Source organism: Peribacillus sp. FSL P2-0133 (assembly GCF_037975445.1).
GTDB classification, from domain to species: Bacteria; Bacillota; Bacilli; order Bacillales; family DSM-1321; genus Peribacillus; species Peribacillus simplex_E.
Genome location: NZ_CP150254.1, coordinates 1,465,456 through 1,483,578, shown reverse-complemented (window position 1 = coordinate 1,483,578; position 18,123 = coordinate 1,465,456). Strand labels below are relative to the sequence as shown.

General features: G+C 37.9%; 14 protein-coding genes and 1 pseudogene. 5 read left to right on the top strand and 10 right to left on the bottom strand.

The window, feature by feature from the left end:
• Positions 1-28: 28 nt before the first annotated feature.
• From MKY17_RS07135 to MKY17_RS07110, 6 genes and pseudogenes are all read right to left on the bottom strand, one after another.
• Positions 29-310, bottom strand: a pseudogene (locus MKY17_RS07135) (peptide chain release factor 3); the annotation flags it as partial.
• Between the two features lie 249 nt (positions 311-559).
• Complete coding sequence (locus tag MKY17_RS07130; RefSeq protein ID WP_098371195.1) at positions 560-1,507, bottom strand: AEC family transporter; 948 nt, start codon at positions 1,505-1,507, stop codon at positions 560-562.
• A gap of 121 nt (positions 1,508-1,628) precedes the next feature.
• The gene (locus MKY17_RS07125) at positions 1,629-3,323 is read right to left on the bottom strand and encodes an NAD-dependent malic enzyme (protein ID WP_098371196.1); all 1,695 of its coding nucleotides are present in this window, start codon (positions 3,321-3,323) and stop codon (positions 1,629-1,631) included.
• 297 nt (positions 3,324-3,620) lie between these two features.
• Positions 3,621-4,328: a response regulator gene (locus tag MKY17_RS07120; protein ID WP_098371197.1), complete on the bottom strand. Its 708-nt coding sequence runs from the start codon at positions 4,326-4,328 to the stop codon at positions 3,621-3,623.
• Positions 4,325-5,926, bottom strand: coding sequence for a DcuS/MalK family sensor histidine kinase (gene dcuS, locus MKY17_RS07115; RefSeq protein ID WP_098371198.1), 1,602 nt, complete (start codon positions 5,924-5,926; stop codon positions 4,325-4,327). Before dcuS ends, MKY17_RS07120 begins: the two co-directional genes overlap by 4 nt.
• A 1,184-nt stretch (positions 5,927-7,110) precedes the next feature.
• Positions 7,111-8,685, bottom strand: a complete 1,575-nt coding sequence (locus tag MKY17_RS07110; RefSeq protein ID WP_144550105.1) for a peptide chain release factor 3 — start codon at positions 8,683-8,685, stop codon at positions 7,111-7,113.
• A gap of 853 nt (positions 8,686-9,538) precedes the next feature.
• Between MKY17_RS07110 and MKY17_RS07105 the strand changes: the two genes are divergently transcribed.
• Entirely contained in the window at positions 9,539-9,742 is a 204-nt protein-coding gene (locus tag MKY17_RS07105) for a cold-shock protein (protein WP_061462203.1), read from the top strand.
• 99 nt (positions 9,743-9,841) lie between these two features.
• Here the strand turns inward: MKY17_RS07105 and MKY17_RS07100 are convergent, their stop codons facing one another.
• Genes MKY17_RS07100 through MKY17_RS07090 form a run of 3 tightly spaced genes read right to left on the bottom strand, consistent with a single transcriptional unit; the run spans position 9,842 to position 13,063 of the window.
• Positions 9,842-11,809 carry a DUF6449 domain-containing protein gene (locus tag MKY17_RS07100; RefSeq protein ID WP_339201586.1) on the bottom strand — a complete coding sequence of 656 codons (1,968 nt, stop codon included), beginning with the start codon at positions 11,807-11,809 and terminating at the stop codon, positions 9,842-9,844.
• Entirely contained in the window at positions 11,784-12,683 is a 900-nt protein-coding gene (locus tag MKY17_RS07095) for an ABC transporter ATP-binding protein (RefSeq protein ID WP_098371201.1), read from the bottom strand. Before MKY17_RS07095 ends, MKY17_RS07100 begins: the two co-directional genes overlap by 26 nt.
• Complete coding sequence (locus MKY17_RS07090; protein ID WP_098371202.1) at positions 12,680-13,063, bottom strand: GntR family transcriptional regulator; 384 nt, start codon at positions 13,061-13,063, stop codon at positions 12,680-12,682. Before MKY17_RS07090 ends, MKY17_RS07095 begins: the two co-directional genes overlap by 4 nt.
• Positions 13,064-13,244: 181 nt before the next feature.
• Between MKY17_RS07090 and MKY17_RS07085 the strand changes: the two genes are divergently transcribed.
• Entirely contained in the window at positions 13,245-13,661 is a 417-nt protein-coding gene (locus MKY17_RS07085; RefSeq protein WP_339201585.1) for an organic hydroperoxide resistance protein, read from the top strand.
• 52 nt (positions 13,662-13,713) lie between these two features.
• On the opposite strand, the gene MKY17_RS07080 is transcribed toward MKY17_RS07085, so the two are convergent.
• Entirely contained in the window at positions 13,714-15,030 is a 1,317-nt protein-coding gene (locus MKY17_RS07080; protein ID WP_144527006.1) for an MFS transporter, read from the bottom strand.
• A gap of 215 nt (positions 15,031-15,245) precedes the next feature.
• On the opposite strand from MKY17_RS07080, the gene MKY17_RS07075 reads away from it, so the two are divergent.
• The 3 genes from MKY17_RS07075 to yidC all read left to right on the top strand — a co-directional run bounded on the left by MKY17_RS07075 (position 15,246) and on the right by yidC (position 18,067).
• Entirely contained in the window at positions 15,246-16,067 is an 822-nt protein-coding gene (locus MKY17_RS07075) for a glycerophosphodiester phosphodiesterase family protein (protein WP_098371205.1), read from the top strand.
• 898 nt (positions 16,068-16,965) lie between these two features.
• On the top strand, positions 16,966-17,253 hold the full coding sequence (locus tag MKY17_RS07070; RefSeq protein ID WP_098371207.1) for a hypothetical protein: 288 nt from the start codon (positions 16,966-16,968) through the stop codon (positions 17,251-17,253).
• A 28-nt stretch (positions 17,254-17,281) separates the two neighbouring features.
• On the top strand, positions 17,282-18,067 hold the full coding sequence (gene yidC / locus MKY17_RS07065) for a membrane protein insertase YidC (protein ID WP_144527003.1): 786 nt from the start codon (positions 17,282-17,284) through the stop codon (positions 18,065-18,067).
• The last annotated feature ends 56 nt before the right edge of the window (positions 18,068-18,123 follow it).

Here is an 18,123-nt window from a genome sequence, read left to right as displayed (position 1 = left end):
CCCGTGTACATCACACGGACTTTCTTCATTATTTCAAATCTATTGGATTATATAATTCCACGTCAGGATTTTTATCTTGGAACCAACGAAGTGCAAACTCATTTTCAAATAAGAATGCATATTTATCAAACCGGTCTTTAACAAGGATGCTTCTTGAGCTATGAAGTTTTTCATCTAGCTTTTCATCTTCAGCCCAACGTGTGATTTTACTGCCCAAACGCTCCATCAAGACTTCAACATTGTACTCATTCCTCATTCGATGCTCGAATACTTCAAATTGAAGTTGTCCAACTGCACCAAACAGATATTCTAGATTTAGATTTTAAATTTCATCAACTGCTGCATTCGTATGTGTAATTATACTAATCCTTTTATTATAATACTATTTGCGACGCATTTTCCTGGACTTACACCTTTAATCAAACTCCATCCCCTTAAATGAAAATAGCCAACATCTCCTCTTTTCAAAAAAAGGTTAATGTTATACAATAAGTTTGTTAAGCATTTCACAAACTTCCGTTGAAAAGTATCCATCCAAGAAGGATGGATACTTTGAAGGCTACATTAACAAGGATATATAGATAGGTAATGTAATTAAAGATAGAATGGTACTAATTACAAATGAAGATGCTGTTTCAGTTGATAACGAATCAAATCTAGTTGAAATCATTGCCGCTACAGCAGATCCCGGAAATGATACTAGCAAAATAGCTTTAATTGTATCTGCATGATCAAGGCCAATTAGATGGGCAACCAGAATCATATATAATGGAATAGCCACAACTTTTAAAATGGAAATACCAAAAGCAATTGGTCGTAAGCTAATCTTACGGATACCCACGGTTACACCAACAGCAAATAATGCAACCCCAGATGTCACTGACCCAATTTGATCGAGCGCATTTTTTATGATATCCGGTGCCTGGAACCCTAATAGTGTTAATACAACAGCAAGTAAGGGAATACATGCAAGCGGTTCGCTAAGACCATGCAAAACGATACCCAAAATGTTTGTTTTTTCATCTTTAGATTTACCCAATCTGGATTGTCCGACCGTACCAACTATTGTTGCTAATGGATCCAGAAGGGCATTCACCACAATACCGGTAATCGCAATAGGTATAGCTATCTCTTGCGCCCCAAACAAACTGCCTAATACAGATATCCCCATAAAAGCAAAAGCTGGCTGAGTTGCGTTTAATGAAAACATAGATGCTGCAGTTAAATCGTATTTAAACACCAAACGAGCCACTATTAAAAGGATAATGTAAAAGCCAATAACACCTATGGTCATAGTTAAGAAAAATGACCATTGATTAATTAAGGTTTGTTTTGAGGTTGTTGTGATCCCAATGAATAAGTGTGCAGGTAATGCAAATTTTGTAACTAACGTATTAAGCCCTTTGGATGATTCTGAATTAAAAACTTTAAAATAGCCACCCAAATAACCAATAATAATTGTAAAAAAGATTGGTATCAATGTTAAAAATATATTCCCAATATTCACTCGAGATGCACTTCTCTTTCCAAAAAATTGTCCTATTTAAAAGATTCTAATATGACTGACTTATACGGAGATTCCCCTAAAACGGATCCCTATTCTTTTGAGACAACAAAATAATCTGGAATTATTTCCTATGAATAGTTTTGTACTCCGGCTTCCACATGGATTCTGTAATTGCTTTTTCAATATCTGTTATATCCGCTTTCGCAACTCCTTCTTCAATGGCTGTCTTGGCCACTTCGATGGCTACAGATTTAGAAACCTCTTGCAATTGTTTGATTGAAGGGAGTAAAGAAGCACCATGCTTATTGCTATCCGATAATCTTGAAACAGCAGATGATGCTGCTGCAAGCATGCCCTTAGAGATTATTGTTGCTTCTGCGACAATTGCACCAAGTCCAAGTCCTGGAAAAATATATGCATTATTAGATTGTCCGATTGTATAAGTCACACCATTATAGTCAACATCATCAAACGGGCTTCCTGTCGCTATTAAGGCTTTACCTTGAGTCCACTTTATAAGGTCTTCAGGAACAGCTTCCGCTAAGGCAGTCGGATTTGACATCGGCATAATAATAGGATGTTCCACGTGCTTTGCCATTTCTTTTACAACTTCTTCTGAGAAAGCTCCTGTTTGACCAGAGGTGCCTATTAAGATGGTTGGTTTAACCTTTTTTATTACCTCTAATAACGGGATAATTCCGACTTCATTCCGAGCCCATTCCTCGACTTCTTCAGCTTTCCGGCAATACGACTTTTGGAATTTCAAAACATCCGGAATGTCATCTATCAACAATCCACGATAATCGACGGCCCAAAAGTTACCATATGCCTCTTCTCTGGAAATGCCATCAAGGATCATGGCTTCAACCATCTGATCAGCATTACCGATTCCTGCTGCACCTGGACCAAAAACAACAACTCTTTGTTCCTTTAAAGGAACACCAGTTACTTGTAATGCAGACTTTACGGCGGCTAGTGTTACTGCACCTGTACCTTGTATATCATCATTAAAAGTGAGGATCTTTTCGCCATAATTATCGATTATATTTCGTGCATTTATATTTCCAAAGTCTTCCCAGTGAAGTAATACCCTTGGGAAGAAGGCTTGAGACTTTTTAACAAATAAATCAATGAATTTGGTGTATTCATCACCGCGAACACGCCCAAACCTGTTACCAATATACAGTGGATCACTAATCAGGCTTTCATTGTCAGTCCCAACATCCAGGACAATAGGCAGCACCCTGCTTGGATCAATTCCCGCAGCTGCAGTGTAGACTGCCAATTTGCCAATGGCTATGTTAATTCCGCCAACTCCCTGATCTCCGATTCCAAGAATACTTTCAGAATCTGTAACAACTATTAAATCGATATCATCAGATGAAAGGTCCAGGTTTTTAAATGCATCTTCCATTCCCTCCATATTATCAATAGATAGGTATAGACCTCCTGGACGGTGATATTCTTGGGAGTACTGTTGAATGGCCTCTCCTACAGTAGGTGTGTAAATGATCGGAAGTATTTCACTTAGATGGTCTTTAAGTAGGCGGTAAAACAGTACCACATTCCTATTAAATAAATCATATAACATTCCATTCTTCCGAATATTGGTAGGTTGAGTGGAGAATTGTTCATAAGCTCTTTTTACTTGTTCCTCAAGAGTAAGCACCTGGGATGGCAGCAAGCCTACCAATCCTAGTTCATTTCTTTCTTCCTTAGTGAAAGCAACCCCTTTATTAATAAAAGGGTTTGACAGAATACCTTTTCCTCTTAAAGTTGTTTCCAAGCCCTTTTTTGTCTTTTCATATGCTGTCATAGACGTACCCTCTTCCTAAAAATGTATATTTAAAAATGATCATTACCAGGCAATAGAGTATATTCTTCCCCGGGGAAGTGTAATTACTAAAAGAAAACTGTAAAAAGGAAAATAAATATACAGCACATAAAAACTTAAATATTTCCTCATTACTGCTTATTTGTTCAATCCTTGTGAAAAATTTATAAATAACTCAATCGCCAGTCTATATCTTAGTAGTCATTTACGGGGGACACTAGCTTATTTAACTAATTTTAGTATTATGTAATTAAAAAAAGTAAGCAGCCATTTGGCTACTTACAGATAACGTTGAATAATATGGCTCTTGTCATCATTAAATTTGTGTTGGGAGACTGGTCGGCCTACCGTTCCATAGATTACCTTAACATCCAGGACCCCGATATCCTTCATGAATTTTAAATATTTCCTTACTGATACCCTGGATATACCCGCCACATTTACGACTTCCTCTGTTGAAAAGGGAGCATTTTTAAATACCCGTATCACATTCCATATAATCTTTAAGGTATCTTGAGCCAATCCTTTCGGTAATTCCTCTGGTAAATGAATTTCTTCTTGATGCAATATTCGATAATCTAATTCTTCTTGATTTAGCATATTTTTATCTTGAATAAAATCTGATTTGTTCCGATATGCTGATAAGGCCGCGTTAAAACGTTCAAATTCAAACGGCTTAATTAAATAATCAACAGCGCCTAGTCTTAATGCTTTCTGAATCCTCTCAATGTCCGACGCAGCAGAAATGACAATAACATCTATCTCTTTTTCACTTTCTCGAATTTGTGAGAGTAAATCGAGTCCATTTTTCCCTGGCATGAAAATGTCTAATAGAACTAACCCTATTCTTTGATTTTCCAATACATTCAGAGCTTGATCCACTGAGGAACAGACAGCAGCTAATTCGTATCCATCGACTTGATTCAAATAGCGCTTATTGAACTCTGCAACCATCGGGTCATCTTCTACGATCATTACCTTAATCATCCTACATCACCCTTGCTTTTGTATGGTATATAAACCACAAACGTTGTTTCTTGACCTTCTTTTGAACTAATATCGAGATCTCCACCTAGCTTATCCAGGCTTGCCTTAACCAAATATAAACCAATCCCCCTGTCCTCTCCTTTTGTTGTAAATCCTTTTAGAAGGATATGATTAAGATTGGCATCAGATATTCCCTGTCCAGTATCATGAACTTCAATAGTTAAAATATCATCTGCATAATCAAACTTTAATTCAATTCGTTTAACGGGCCTTTTTTCCACTGCTTCTATAGCATTGTCAATCAAATTTCCTATTATCGTAATTAGCTCATGAGTAATAGATGCATTTTCTGGTTCTGGCAATTGAAAGTCAGAGGATAATGCCAGCTTAGCACCTGCTTCCCTGGCATAACTTAGTTTTCCAATTAAAAAACCGGCTAGTACTGGATCTTTAACGGTTTTGGTAATAAAGCCAATCTCGTTTTCTCTGTGGTCAACAAGATCACTAATATATGCTGCAAGCTGATCATAGTAATGCATATGCACCATACCAAGTATTACATGAAGTTTGTTCATGAATTCGTGCGACTGGGCCCTTAACGATTCAGCATATAAACGGACTCCAGTCAGCTGTTCCGCCAGCAGATGTATTTCAGTTTTATCACGAAATGTAGCCACGGCACCTACGATTTCATCCTTCACAAATACTGGTACCTTATTCACTAGTAAGACACTATCTTTTAAATCCTGCTCTTTATCTAATTCGACCTTGCCGGTCTCCAGGATTCTATCCAGGTTTGAGTCAGGCATGTAACTAGTTACCTTTTTACCCGTTGGATTTTCATTAATGCCCGCTTTTTTAAATATCTTTAAAGCTGCTTTGTTTACGAGAGTAATGGTTGAACTCTGATCTACCGCTATAATTCCCTCCCGAACTGATTGTAAAATGGCGTTTCGCTCTTTTAAAACCTTCGCAATAGCAAAAGGTTCCAGCCCAAATAATATTTTCTTAATATACCTTGCCAAAAGTATTGCCCCGGCAATTCCGGTTAATATTCCAAAAACGGTTCCTACATAAATATTAAAACGGCTTTTTAAAACAGCATCATTAACTTTTTGAAGAGAAATACCGACCACCACGGCTCCAATTTGATTATCCTCTGAATCATAAACAGGGGTGAAAGAACGCAAAGACCTGCCTAAAGTTCCTTTGGAAATAGATATGTGCTCTCTACCTCGTAATACATCTTTCTCATCCCCTCCAACAAATTTTTTCCCTATTTTACTTGGATCGGGGTGAGTTTTCCGAATTCCATTATTATCGATTATTACTACAAATTCTACATCTGTCGATTTTTTTATCCTATTGGTAAATTGCTGAACTTCCTGATTTTTCCCACTTCCACTTAACGCTTCAATTACAAGCGGCGTTTGTGCTGCCATGCGTGCTACGTTTACTGCTTTTTCAGTCTGGCTCTTCTCTATTGTATCCGCAACAGTTTGGCTAATAAGAATATCTGTAATAAATAATGATAGGGCTACTACCCCACACACCAGTATCATAATAGTAAACTGTAGACTCCATTTCCCTTTTTTCACTGCTACACACCTCTTTGGTCTAAAAACTCTATTAACTTTAAGGAAGATACTTTTTATGTTAAGTATGTTCATTTTGCTTACATCACACAATTATTCGGTACTTTATCAAGTTCCAAAAAGGTAGCCAATTGATTTAATTCAATTGTGATAAGATATTACCTAACCATTTGTCAATCGTATCCTTAAAAATACTGATTCATCTGCAATATTTTCCAATGATAAAACCGACTATACCTTCGTAGGCTTGGGTATAAATGCATACCTCGGTAGTTGAATATAAGTTATTTTTGCTATTCTCCTCCTGCACCAGGGTTAAAGCCACAAATTTTCAATTATTATTATGCAGTTCATTAAGAAGTTTCGCGGAATATCCCAGCAATTCTTACCATGCTAAAAGTTGCTACGATTTTCTTATTTAACCTTTCCAATTAGTTACTATTTAATTTTCAAAAATACAGCTGTCTAACATCTTCTATCTCCCTGTTTCCGTTTATCTAAAGTCGACATGTTTAAAACAGGGGTAATGATTAAAATACCCGCATTTTCAACAGATTTCAAATCAACAATGTATTAAGACAGTACTCAAGGTTTAGACTTACTCATCAATTGTGTAAAATGGCCTAAACATAGAAAAGATCATTTAATTACTAGAGATATGTTAATGATCATGAAAAAAGATTAGTAATTGTAGTCATCAGTGAAGATGTATACCGGGCATTTGAAACCTATAAATCGAAAATACATGCAAATCCTACTTATGTATTTATAACATCAGTCTTTATTGTTTATATTACTTTTATCTGGAATCTGCTTTTTTGATTACACAAAAAAAGCTTGCAGATTTAGACCCTAAAAGGACCTTATTCTCCAAGCTGAACAATCTCCACCATCCGAAGTTTTCCAGTTAAACTATTGATTTAAATGATATACATCCCAAATGTCAGGGGTTACTGATCCAATGTACCAAGCTAATCCTCCGCCTAGGTGATTTTGTTTTAACAGTAAGTCGAAGCCTGATTGATTTTGAAGTTCCTCCATAAATTTGCTCTATAGATAATTTCACATAATAACAGGTAAATATAGCCGCGGAAACATGTTTAAGGTACTATCAAAAAAACCTTTCGATATTTAAACAATGCTCCAGATAATGAAAAAAGCCCGTGTATATTACACGGGCTTTTCCATTATTTCAAATCCATTGGATTATATAATTCCACGTCAGGATTTTTATCTTGGAACCAACGAAGTGCAAACTCATTTTCAAATAAGAATGCATATTTATCAAACCGGTCTTTAACAAGGATGCTTCTTGAGCTATGAAGGTTTTCATCCAGCTTCTCATCTTCAGCCCAACGTGTAATCTTACTGCCCATGCGCTCCATCACGACTTCAACATTGTACTCGTTCCTCATTCGATGCTCGAATACTTCGAATTGAAGTTGCCCAACCGCACCAAGCAGATATTCTTCCATCCGAACCGTTTTGAAGAGCTGAATTGCCCCTTCTTGTACAAGTTGGTTAATTCCTTTATGGAAATGCTTCTGTTTCATGACGTTTTTAGCTGTTACCCTCATGAATAGTTCCGGTGTAAACTGAGGCAGCCTTTCAAACTGGAACATGTCTTTGCTAGTTGTGATCGTATCTCCAATCTGGTAGTTACCGGTATCATATAAACCGATGATATCTCCGCTTACCGCTTCATTTACGGTGTTCCGATCATCAGCCATGAATTGGGTAGAAGAAGACAGGTTAATCGGTTTCCCTGTCCTGCTCAAGTTTACGCTCATTCCACGCTCGAATTTACCGGAGCAGATACGAAGGAAAGCAATTCGGTCACGGTGTTTTGGGTTCATATTCGCTTGGATCTTGAAAATAAAGCCAGAAAAATCATTACTAACAGGGTCCATTTCACCAGACGTTGTCATCCGTGCTTGTGGAGCTGGTGCAAATTTCAAATAAGCATCCAAAAACGTCTGAACACCGAATGTCGTTAAAGCACTTCCGAAAAATACGGGACTTAGTTTTCCATTCGCAATGTTTTCTTCAGAGAATTGGTTACCCGCTTCCGTTAACAGCATGATTTCTTCCAAAGTTTGCTCATATAACTGGGAATCCTTAAGTTTATGATCCACTTCGAGTTCACCTTCGTCATTCAACGGAAGGAAACGCTCTTCCCCTTCAGTTTTGAACTGTTCAATCCGATTATTGAACCTGTCGTAAATGCCCACGAAGTCTTTTCCCATCCCAATCGGCCAGTTCATTGGATATGTTTCTATACCTAATACCTCTTCGAGTTCGGCAAGCAATTCAAGCGGCGTTTTACCTTGTCGGTCCATTTTATTGATAAAAGTGAAAATCGGGATGCCCCTCATCCGGCATACTTTGAATAATTTAACTGTCTGATCCTCGATACCCTTTGCCGAATCGATAATCATCACGGCGCTATCAACAGCCATCAGTGTACGATAGGTGTCTTCACTAAAATCTTGGTGGCCTGGTGTATCGAGAATATTGACACGGAAATCATCATAATCGAATTGCATGACTGAAGATGTAACGGAAATTCCCCGTTGCTTTTCAATCTCCATCCAGTCACTTGTTGCATACTTCCCTGTTTTTCTAGCTTTAACTGTTCCGGCATCACGGATCGCGCCGCCAAACAGCAATAATTTTTCTGTCAAAGTCGTTTTCCCGGCATCCGGGTGAGAGATGATTGCGAAGGTCCGTCGGGATTGAACCTCGTCTATTAATGTAGTCATAAAATGTTCCTTTCATTATTGGAGTCATCAAAAAAAATTTATAGGAGATTTACTATATTTTTTACATTGGAATAGCAACCTTTCTTTGTATGAAAAAATCCTGATCCTACACAATATATGTAAGAAAAAATATATCATAAGGCATGAGCCTTGGCTACTCTGCATTCATGTCAATCAACCTTTCTATTTTAACACGATATGAAGGAAAGATGTAGAGGTGAATGAAACACCATAAGAGGATTTGTCCAGATGGCAAAACAAAAGACGCTTAATCAGCGCCCCTTATCTTTATCCTTATGGTTATCGTTCATTTATTCATGGTTTAACTCATTTACCTTGCAGTTTTAATCGCTTTTTGATTCCGCTTGTTCTTCCAACGTTTTTTTACTTCCTTGAATATGATGGGAGCAGCAAAAATGAGGGCCCTTTTTAATAATTTTTTCATTTTTCATCCGTCCTTTCTTTCTTATCCTATACCCGATTATTTTAATTTCAACCATAAAGGCTTTTCCTTTTGGACATGGCATCCCCGTCAAATTTCAAACCAGGAAAATTCTCTGCACGACAATACCGTTATACTTCCCTTTATAAAACCCTAATATTATTTTCCCTAAATGGGAATGTATAAATTGCTTCCATTTGTTTTATCCTTTATAAAGGTGGGTATATACTAAAAAACTGGAAATTTCTCCAGGGGTTAGTGGGTTAATAATATAGGCTTTCACATATTATCAAGCATCTTCGTATGATACTTTAACTTGAATGTGGATGCTTGATAATGTGTGAATTGATTTTCCCATCCAGGTAAAATCATCACCATTAATATTTTTTACTTTTTAGGAGGATTCATCGAATGACAGTAACAGGTAAAGTGAAATGGTTCAATAGTGACAAAGGATTTGGATTCATCGAAGTACCAAACGAAGATGATGTATTCGTACATTTTTCCGCCATTCAAGGAGAAGGTTTCAAGAGCCTTGATGAAGGTCAAGAGGTTGAATTTGAGATCGAAGAAGGAAACCGCGGACCTCAAGCCAAAAACGTCGTAAAACTCTAAAGCATAGATACACAAACATAATTGATAGGCAATGTAAAAGGATGCCGCCATATTGGGCGGCATCCTTTCCTATATATGTGTACAAGCGAATTATTCACGTTATCTTTCATTAAAATGATCCACAATGAAGCCAGGAACATGTTCGCCAGAAAAACTCTTAATGTCCACATCTCTGCTTTCTTTATAATAAAAGGCAGCTGAATACTCTCCGCCCCAATCGATTTGGGCATTATCAATGGCCGTCTCGATTTCCAAAGCCGTCTTAATTTTCAAGCGATTTGGCTGTTGTTCAATCTGCTGTGCAAGTTCACTTTCAGAACTCGAATGATAAATTTCCGAATCGGTCTTCGCAACCAGGATATAAGAGATATCATCAGCCATTAACCGAGCTTTTTCCGATTGTCCGGTACTTTCCATCCATTTTGAAAACTGAGTATATGAAGAGTCCCAATTCATATAAATGGTTTTGTTATTATTCAAAAGAATTTCGATGGTGGCATAATCACCAAAAGAAGATGTCATTTGGGCGAACGATTGATTATTCAGATCCTCAGACAATGCCTGTACGGCAGTTTCCAGCTGTTGGCCGTCCGTAATCGTTATTGATTTGTCCACTTGTCCGCTCGCCGTTATCTTGATTTTAGATATGTCTTCAGTAGAAACATTCAATAACTCATTAACCATTTTTTTATATTCATTCGACTCATATATTTTCGCCAATAGCGGCATGTAAGAGTCGTAATTTTGCAAATGGTACTCTCTTGCTAACCGTTTGCCATTCTTGAGTTCATACATCAGAAATACGGATTGTCCATCATTCAATTCACCAATGGAAACCTTTTTACCCTTATCGATAATTTCCTGATGCAATAACCTGATCGCTTCTATATTTTCCTTCTCATTAAGATAATTGGAAGCTTTATTCGACGTGTCATCATCTTCAAAAAACAAAGGAGAATCGCCAATATAAATTTGGCTAATCATCTTTTCATCAGGAACCTTGGCCTTATACTGAATGGGATCTATTTTTATAAAGAGTGTCAGCACAATGATAACCACTATAAATGTTACATAACCTTTCAGCTTGACCCGTATTCGCCAAGTCTTTTGCAGGACGATTTCCCCTAAATAATATCCAAGCAAAGAACCGACGGCATATCCGAAGAAAATCCACCCAGGTTTTCCTGTCGTTTCGCTAAAATAAAGACCTGTGAACAGCATCATGCATAATGTCAGGACGAATTTAAATAATGGCTTAATCTTCGGGTAAACAAATGCCTGCGACACATGCTCCAGCTTTCTCCTCTCATAGAGAAAAAGAGAGCTGATCAGAAATAGAAAGGTTACTATACTATAAATTAATGTATTAATAGAGAAAAAAGTGATTTTTTCCATCTCCGTTGCTGCTAATAAGGGGGAGATGCCATTCATATTGGCACTAAGATAATAATCTGTTGAAAATCCTTCTATCAAAAACTTCACATTGGCTGCAAACAAAACAAACAGCCCCACCGGCAAAGCAAGAAAAATATAGGTCAGCAATCCTTGAAATGCTGATAATCCCGTCACCATTCCAACAAGAACGGCAACAGAAAAGATCAAAGCTTCCAAAATAAATGTAGTCCCCATCCAAGACCATATATCCGTCATGGTATATAGCCTTTCTACATCAATTGCCGAGTGAAATAATATCAATATTGAGCCTGTAAGTAAAATCGGTAAACCCATGAAGCCAATTCCCGTCCCAATCATATGAACGTAGATGCTGCGTCTAGTAATCGGTAAACTATGAATAAAGTCTGAAGCTTGTTTCATTTGTAAGAACCGAAAAAGGAAGATGGCAAGTAATACTGGAATAACGATGACCAAGACAAACTGTATCATCTGCTGACAGGAAAAAAGGTTTTCGAATTCCACATATTCATTGTTCTCATTCAAGATAATCGCTAACATTTCCAGAGGCAGGGCAAATATGAGGCCTACGAGATACAGGAAGCCAATCCAGCCAGTGCTTCTGAATATATAGATAATCAGTTCTCTATTAAACCAGGTTATTCTGGATGACATAACCGATATCCCCCATTTCATAAATGAATATCTCCTCTAGAGTAAGTGGGAGAATATCTAATATTTCTGGCTGATACTGATTAAAGTGCGATTTAATCATGGATTCTTTACCTTTAACGATGCAAACGATCACGCTGCCGCGTCTTTCCTTATTAAGAATTTGAATTCCGCGGTATAAACCGTGGGGAATTTTATGTTTAAAGGCAATTTGCACTTTGTGTACATCCGCTTTTAAGTCATTCAAATCCTTTTCGATAACAAGTTCACCCTTGTGCAAAATCCCTACATGATCGGCTAAATCTTCAATTTCCCTGAGATTATGGGACGATAGTAAAATCGTCATACCCCTTTCCGATACATCCTGAATCAACAACTGTCTCACATTTTTACGCATGACCGGATCTAATCCATCAAAAGGTTCATCCAGGATGAGAACTTCCGGCATCGTCGAGAGTGCGAGCCAAAAAGCAACCTGTCTCTGCATCCCCTTCGATAGTTTATGTATTTTAGTTTGGATGGGGATCTGGAATACTTCCTGTAATTGATAGAAACGTTCTTGATTCCACTCACTATAAATATGACTATAAAAACCTGCCATTTGCATGATCGTATAGTTAGCCAGGAAATAAGGTATATCAGGAAGGAAGAAACAACGATTTTTCACTACACGGTTTTCAAACACATATGATCGATCAATAAGAACTTCACCTGCGTCCTGTATCAGATTGCCTGAAAGCATTTTTAATAAAGTCGTTTTCCCTGCCCCATTTGAACCTAATAACCCGAATATGGAGCCTTTTTGTATGAACAAGGTGACGTTTTTGATCGCTTCTTTTCCTTCATATAATTTACTCACCTGTTTTATTTCAATCATGATTCTCCCCCCTTTGCCAATGGACTGATTTCCTTTATTAATCTATAAATTTCATGTTTATCGATTCCGATATACAGAGCTTCAGCGAGTACCTTTGAGAGCTCCTTTCTGATCTTTTCTTCTTTTAATGAGTTTTTTAAAGATTTAGGAGGTGCCACGAAATTCCCTTTGCCTGGCAATGTATATATAAACCCGTCAGATTCAAGCTGCTTGTACGCTTTCTGGATCGTATTCGGATTGATGGTCAATTCCTGAGCCAATATTCGTATGGATGGGAGCTGATTATGTTCCTGTAAAACTTCATTGATCATTAGTTCCTTAAACTTATCCATCAATTGCTCATATATCGGCTTTCCACTTTGGACATCCAACTCAAACATCATCAACCCCTCCTAGCAAATGGGTGTATTACATCTCCTAATACAGTACATTATAAAACAATATCTTCCAATTTAAAACCAATTTCAAACAATACTACCCATACATTTGCTTTCATTTTGTTTAAAAAGACTTACAGTAGGGAACTAAAGATAATAAGAATAAACAAAGGAGTTGTTTTCATTGAAACCATTATATACAGCTACAGTTACCGTACACGGTGGTCGTGAGGGACATGTTAAATCAGAGGACGGGATTCTGGATTTCGATGTGAGGTCACCGAAGGAATTAGGTGGTTCCGGTGAGCGTGCTACAAATCCTGAACAGTTATTTGCAGCCGGTTATGCAGCTTGTTTTGACAGTGCCTTGAATCTTGTTCTGCAAAAAGAAAAGAAAAAAGTCGATACTTCCGTGACGGCAAATGTCACGATTGGTAAAGATGAGGAAGACGGTGGTTTTAAATTAGCTGTAAGGTTGGATGTTTCGATTCCCGACCTAAGCAGGGAAGAAGCCGAAGACTTTTCCAAAAAAGCTCACATGACCTGCCCTTATTCAAAAGCAATTCGCGGGAACGTCGATGTCACCTTGATTTTAGTATAAAAATATGTAAGGGAATGGATACGGCATTAAGGCCGGCTCCCTTCCCTTTTTACTATTTCACTTCTTCCAATCCCTTCAACTTCAAAAGAAAGCCCAGACCTATTACCGCCATGATGATCAGTGACCCTAATGCCATCCGGCTCGCCAATGTACCGAGGTCATGGAATACCAACGTTATCGTTCCATATAAAAGCGGACCGATTATGGAAGAAACTTTTCCGGAGAATGCAAATAGTCCAAAAAATTGCCCCCTCTTCTCTACCGGGGTCAATTCAATGATATATGTCCGTGATGTCACCCACATCGAACCTAGTGAAATACCAAACATACTCCCTGCAACCCAAAACCAAAGAGCGGTTTGTGCGAAGACTGCTATAAATAAAGCGACCAAGAGCAGAACTCCCACATATGTCACTGCTAGCCGCGGTCCCTTCGACTGAGTGATATATCCAAACAGAAACGATCCGGCAATACTCGATACTGTCGATACCAAGTAAAGCAAAATGAATCCGCTTGAGGAAAATCCAACTACAGTCTTGGCATATACGGCCATCATGCCTATAGTGGTAGCAATTGCATCATTTAAAAAGAAATAAGCAATCATGAATGTAAAAACCAATCGATAGGATTGCATCTCTTTAAATGTTGATTTAATTTCCTTATAACCGGATAAAAAAGGTTGTTTCGCTTTTTGCTGTTTTGGAGTCTCTTTTAAGAAAAAGAATAAAGGAAGGGAAAAAACCAGAAATAAAATCGCCGTTGGAATAAAGGCTTCATGTGAACTCCCTTTACTAATGAATGGATAGATCGACAGTCCCACTAACGTTCCAAGATAACCTACCGCCACTCCAAATCCTGATATAAGCGGCAATTGCTGTTTCGTGCCTAAATCACTCATCATCGTATCATAGAAAACAAGACTCGAATGATAGAAAAACTTTGCTATCACAAATAAAAGAATGACGATCGCTAAGGAAATTGGAATGCCCAGAAGCTTTCCATCGAACGGAGCCCCTCCAAATACCCCCATTAAAAATGTACATACAACAGAAATGAGTGTAAAAATTATAATGTATTTTTTCATTTTTCCCGTTCGATCGATCATGACTCCGAACAGCGGGGAAAACAAAACAAGAAACAAACTGGCAATCGCATTAGCGTAGGAGATGAAGGTACTTGCAATCTGATCAAGAACGGCATTTTCCCCAATCTGTTCCTGGAGGAAGAATGGAAAGAAAATCGTATTTATATTAGAAGAAAAAATCGTATTGGCAAAATCGTAAAACGCCCAAGAGAGAATGGGCAGGGAAAAATATAAACCAAAATTCCCCTTCCATTTTTTAGACTTCGGTTTCACCTGCAATTCCATCCGCTTTCCCTCCTTTATAGATGCTTAAATTATATGTATTCCATACCTTTACAATAAATCCTTTAAGTCTGGATTATAACATTGTGTAAAACATGATTTTTTCCTGCCTAACATGTAAAATTATGAAATAAGGCTGTCCTGCTAACTCCTTCTTTATATTCTTTAAGTTTGGGTAAAGGATATTTAAAATAATGTGCCTAATAGGAGTGTGAAAGATGATTGCATTTATTCTTATTATCTTGTTAACCATACTTGTCCTGTTCGCTATCTACGCTAAAAGATCAAAGAGTGATTTCCCTGAAAGCTTCATAATGCAGCATTCCCCCCTTAAAATTGGACATCGCGGTGCATCTGGATATTGCCCCGAGAATACAATGGCATCTTATATTAAAGCAATTGAATTGGGAGCTGATTTCCTGGAAGTGGATATCCATCTTAGTAAAGATGATGTACTTGTGGTTCATCATGATCCCACACTGGATCGAACCACAAACGGCAAAGGGAACCTCCGTGATTACACGGCAGCCGAATTAAAGGAACTTGATGCAGGAAGCTGGTATCATTCTCGCTATAAAAACGAAAGGATTCCTTTACTGAGTGAGGTATTGGAGAATTTCGGGTCAGAAGTTGGAATCTTAATCGAAATAAAACATCCATCTGCTTATCCTGGCATTGAACAGAAACTTGCAGAAGAATTAGAGAAATTCCAAGAATATTCAACAAGTAAAAATAGGATAATGGTACATTCGTTCGATATGGAATCCATGAAAAGGTTTCATCAATTAATGCCGGACATACAAGTGGGCGTATTGATAAAACGGCGAATTAATGACCAAAAATTAAAAGAGATTGCCGAGTTTGCATCATTTTTGAATCCAAAGCAAACGATTTTAAGTACGAAGCTGCAAATGCGAATCCAAAAGCACGGGATGAAAGTATATACATGGACCGTTAACAATAAAAAACAAATGCGCATGTTCAAAAAGATGCAGTTAGATGGTATCATTTCTGATTTTCCTGATTATTTCCTGGATTGAAACTTTGAATGTGTTTGCCTATTATTTTTTCTTTAAAAACGTTCCAGTTGATTTCAGAAATCCGCCCCTTTCAACATCAAGCGGGATCTTGGCTAGCCAGTTATTCGGTAGGGGGTCGCAAATTCCTTCAAGCCAGTCAGGGTTTCATTTCAAGTATTCTTTAATAATCATGGTTCGGGGTGAGACCATTCGATCTCCCCCTTTGTCGACAAACTGAACAATCCGCAAATGCGGATTGTTTTTTTTAATAACATTGAAATGATTGTATCTCATGCCCATCCGTACCATTATAGGCCCATCACTGTTGGCCTCGTCTCCATCGATAACCTGCCACGGAATTTAACCGACAAGTGGGGGAAAGCCAAAATGAGCGGACATTCTTAAGCCATACATAAGTATGTTGGTAAAAGCACCCTTTCATTGAACCAGTGTCAATTGCCTTATACATCCATCGTGAAAGTTGTGGAATAATTAAAGACGGAGCTATATGAGGCGGGCCTCCTCCATAGGACGGACCAGGCGGAATCCTTACATCCATTATTTGATCTTTTAATGGATTATCCATGCTTCGGGGATGTGCATTTTGATATAAATTATTTTCAGTACCGTTATGACGGTTCTGTTTATCGAATGAATTGAACTTCCTTTTATCCGTATGTAGACGTATGACCATGTGTGCAATCTTCGCTCTCGAATCTAGGTTCTATATGACCTTTAACGAGAAATTAATGCACCAGAAAATATTCCCTGTTTATTTTTTGAAAAAATCCCTATATTTTTTGGCTTTCTTGTACTAGAATTTGATATAGTGTTCTTAATGATTTAAACTTATTCAAGTCCCTAAATCGTTTTTGGGGCGAACTAAATTTTCTTATCTTAGAAAAAACGAGGGATTCCTATGTGGGAATTATTATTAGAATTCGATTATCAGACCGTTCGCCATGCGGTATGGGCAGGTTACTTATTTACCTTTGTCTTTCCACTGGCTGCGTTTTACTTCTTAAATAAAAAGCAATCACTCTTGAACGACAAATATCAAGCTTCCGTTCATTCAGATAAAAGTAAATCTCCTGTTCAGAAAGGCAGCACTTTTGACTGGCGCGGTGCACAGCGCTTTTTCACATTTATCCGGCACAAGGATTCACCCGATGATTCCGATGAGCCAAGCCTCCTTCTCGTTGTTTAAACATTAACAATTCGAGGAGGAAATTATAATGAAGAAGAAAAACATGTTTCTAATTGCCGTCCTATTTTTGGCAACGACCCTTTTGACAGGATGCTCAGCAGCAACGAGCGGTCCATTTCATACTGCATTGGTTAATCCTATGACAAAAATGCTAGAATTTAATGCTGATTTATTTAATGGCAACTATGGTATAAGCATCATCATGATGACATTTTTGATTCGCCTTATATTGCTTCCACTGACTGCCAAGCAATATAAAACACAGCTTAGCATGAAAACGAAGATGAGTGGGCTGAAACCGGAAATGACAGCAATCCAGCAGAAAATCAAAGAGACGAAAGATCCAGCTAAACAAAAGGCCCTTCAACAGGAAATGATGCAGCTTTACCAAAAACATGGAGTCAATCCTTTAAACATGGGCTGTCTGCCGCTCTTAATTCAAATGCCGATTCTAATGGGCTTTTATTATGCGATTCAAGGTTCCCATGAAATTGCGACACATAGTTTCCTTTGGTTCAGTCTTGGCCAGCCGAATATTGCCATGGCGATTATTGCTGGTGTCATTTATTACTTCCAATCGGTCATTTCCATGAGACAAATGCCGGAAGAACAGCAGAAACAAATGAAGATGATGAGCCTGCTCTCACCAGCAATGATTTTATTCATTTCTTTCTCTGCTCCTGCTGCATTGCCGCTGTATTGGTCGATCGGAGGCATATTCATGATTGTTCAGTCAATCGTGCTTCAGCGAATATATAAAAAAGACCATGCCGCTGTCTCGGCTGTAAAAGAAACGGGTATTAAAAAAAGCTAATCCACTTGGATTAGCTTTTTTCATATCAGTCACTTTCCAGCTTCACTGAAACTCCT

What these genes read in the sequence shown, in the direction of transcription:
- MKY17_RS07095 (WP_098371201.1), bottom strand. Translation starts at nt 12,683, where the DNA reads ATGATTGAAATAAAACAGGTGAGTAAATTATATGAAGGAAAAGAAGCG.
- MKY17_RS07100 (WP_339201586.1), bottom strand. Translation starts at nt 11,809, where the DNA reads ATGTCATCCAGAATAACCTGGTTTAATAGAGAACTGATTATCTATATA.
- MKY17_RS07125 (WP_098371196.1), bottom strand. Translation starts at nt 3,323, where the DNA reads ATGACAGCATATGAAAAGACAAAAAAGGGCTTGGAAACAACTTTAAGA.
- yidC (WP_144527003.1), top strand. Translation starts at nt 17,282, where the DNA reads ATGAAGAAGAAAAACATGTTTCTAATTGCCGTCCTATTTTTGGCAACG.
- MKY17_RS07110 (WP_144550105.1), bottom strand. Translation starts at nt 8,685, where the DNA reads ATGACTACATTAATAGACGAGGTTCAATCCCGACGGACCTTCGCAATC.
- MKY17_RS07120 (WP_098371197.1), bottom strand. Translation starts at nt 4,328, where the DNA reads ATGATTAAGGTAATGATCGTAGAAGATGACCCGATGGTTGCAGAGTTC.
- MKY17_RS07090 (WP_098371202.1), bottom strand. Translation starts at nt 13,063, where the DNA reads ATGTTTGAGTTGGATGTCCAAAGTGGAAAGCCGATATATGAGCAATTG.
- MKY17_RS07105 (WP_061462203.1), top strand. Translation starts at nt 9,539, where the DNA reads ATGACAGTAACAGGTAAAGTGAAATGGTTCAATAGTGACAAAGGATTT.
- MKY17_RS07080 (WP_144527006.1), bottom strand. Translation starts at nt 15,030, where the DNA reads ATGGAATTGCAGGTGAAACCGAAGTCTAAAAAATGGAAGGGGAATTTT.
- MKY17_RS07075 (WP_098371205.1), top strand. Translation starts at nt 15,246, where the DNA reads ATGATTGCATTTATTCTTATTATCTTGTTAACCATACTTGTCCTGTTC.
- MKY17_RS07070 (WP_098371207.1), top strand. Translation starts at nt 16,966, where the DNA reads ATGTGGGAATTATTATTAGAATTCGATTATCAGACCGTTCGCCATGCG.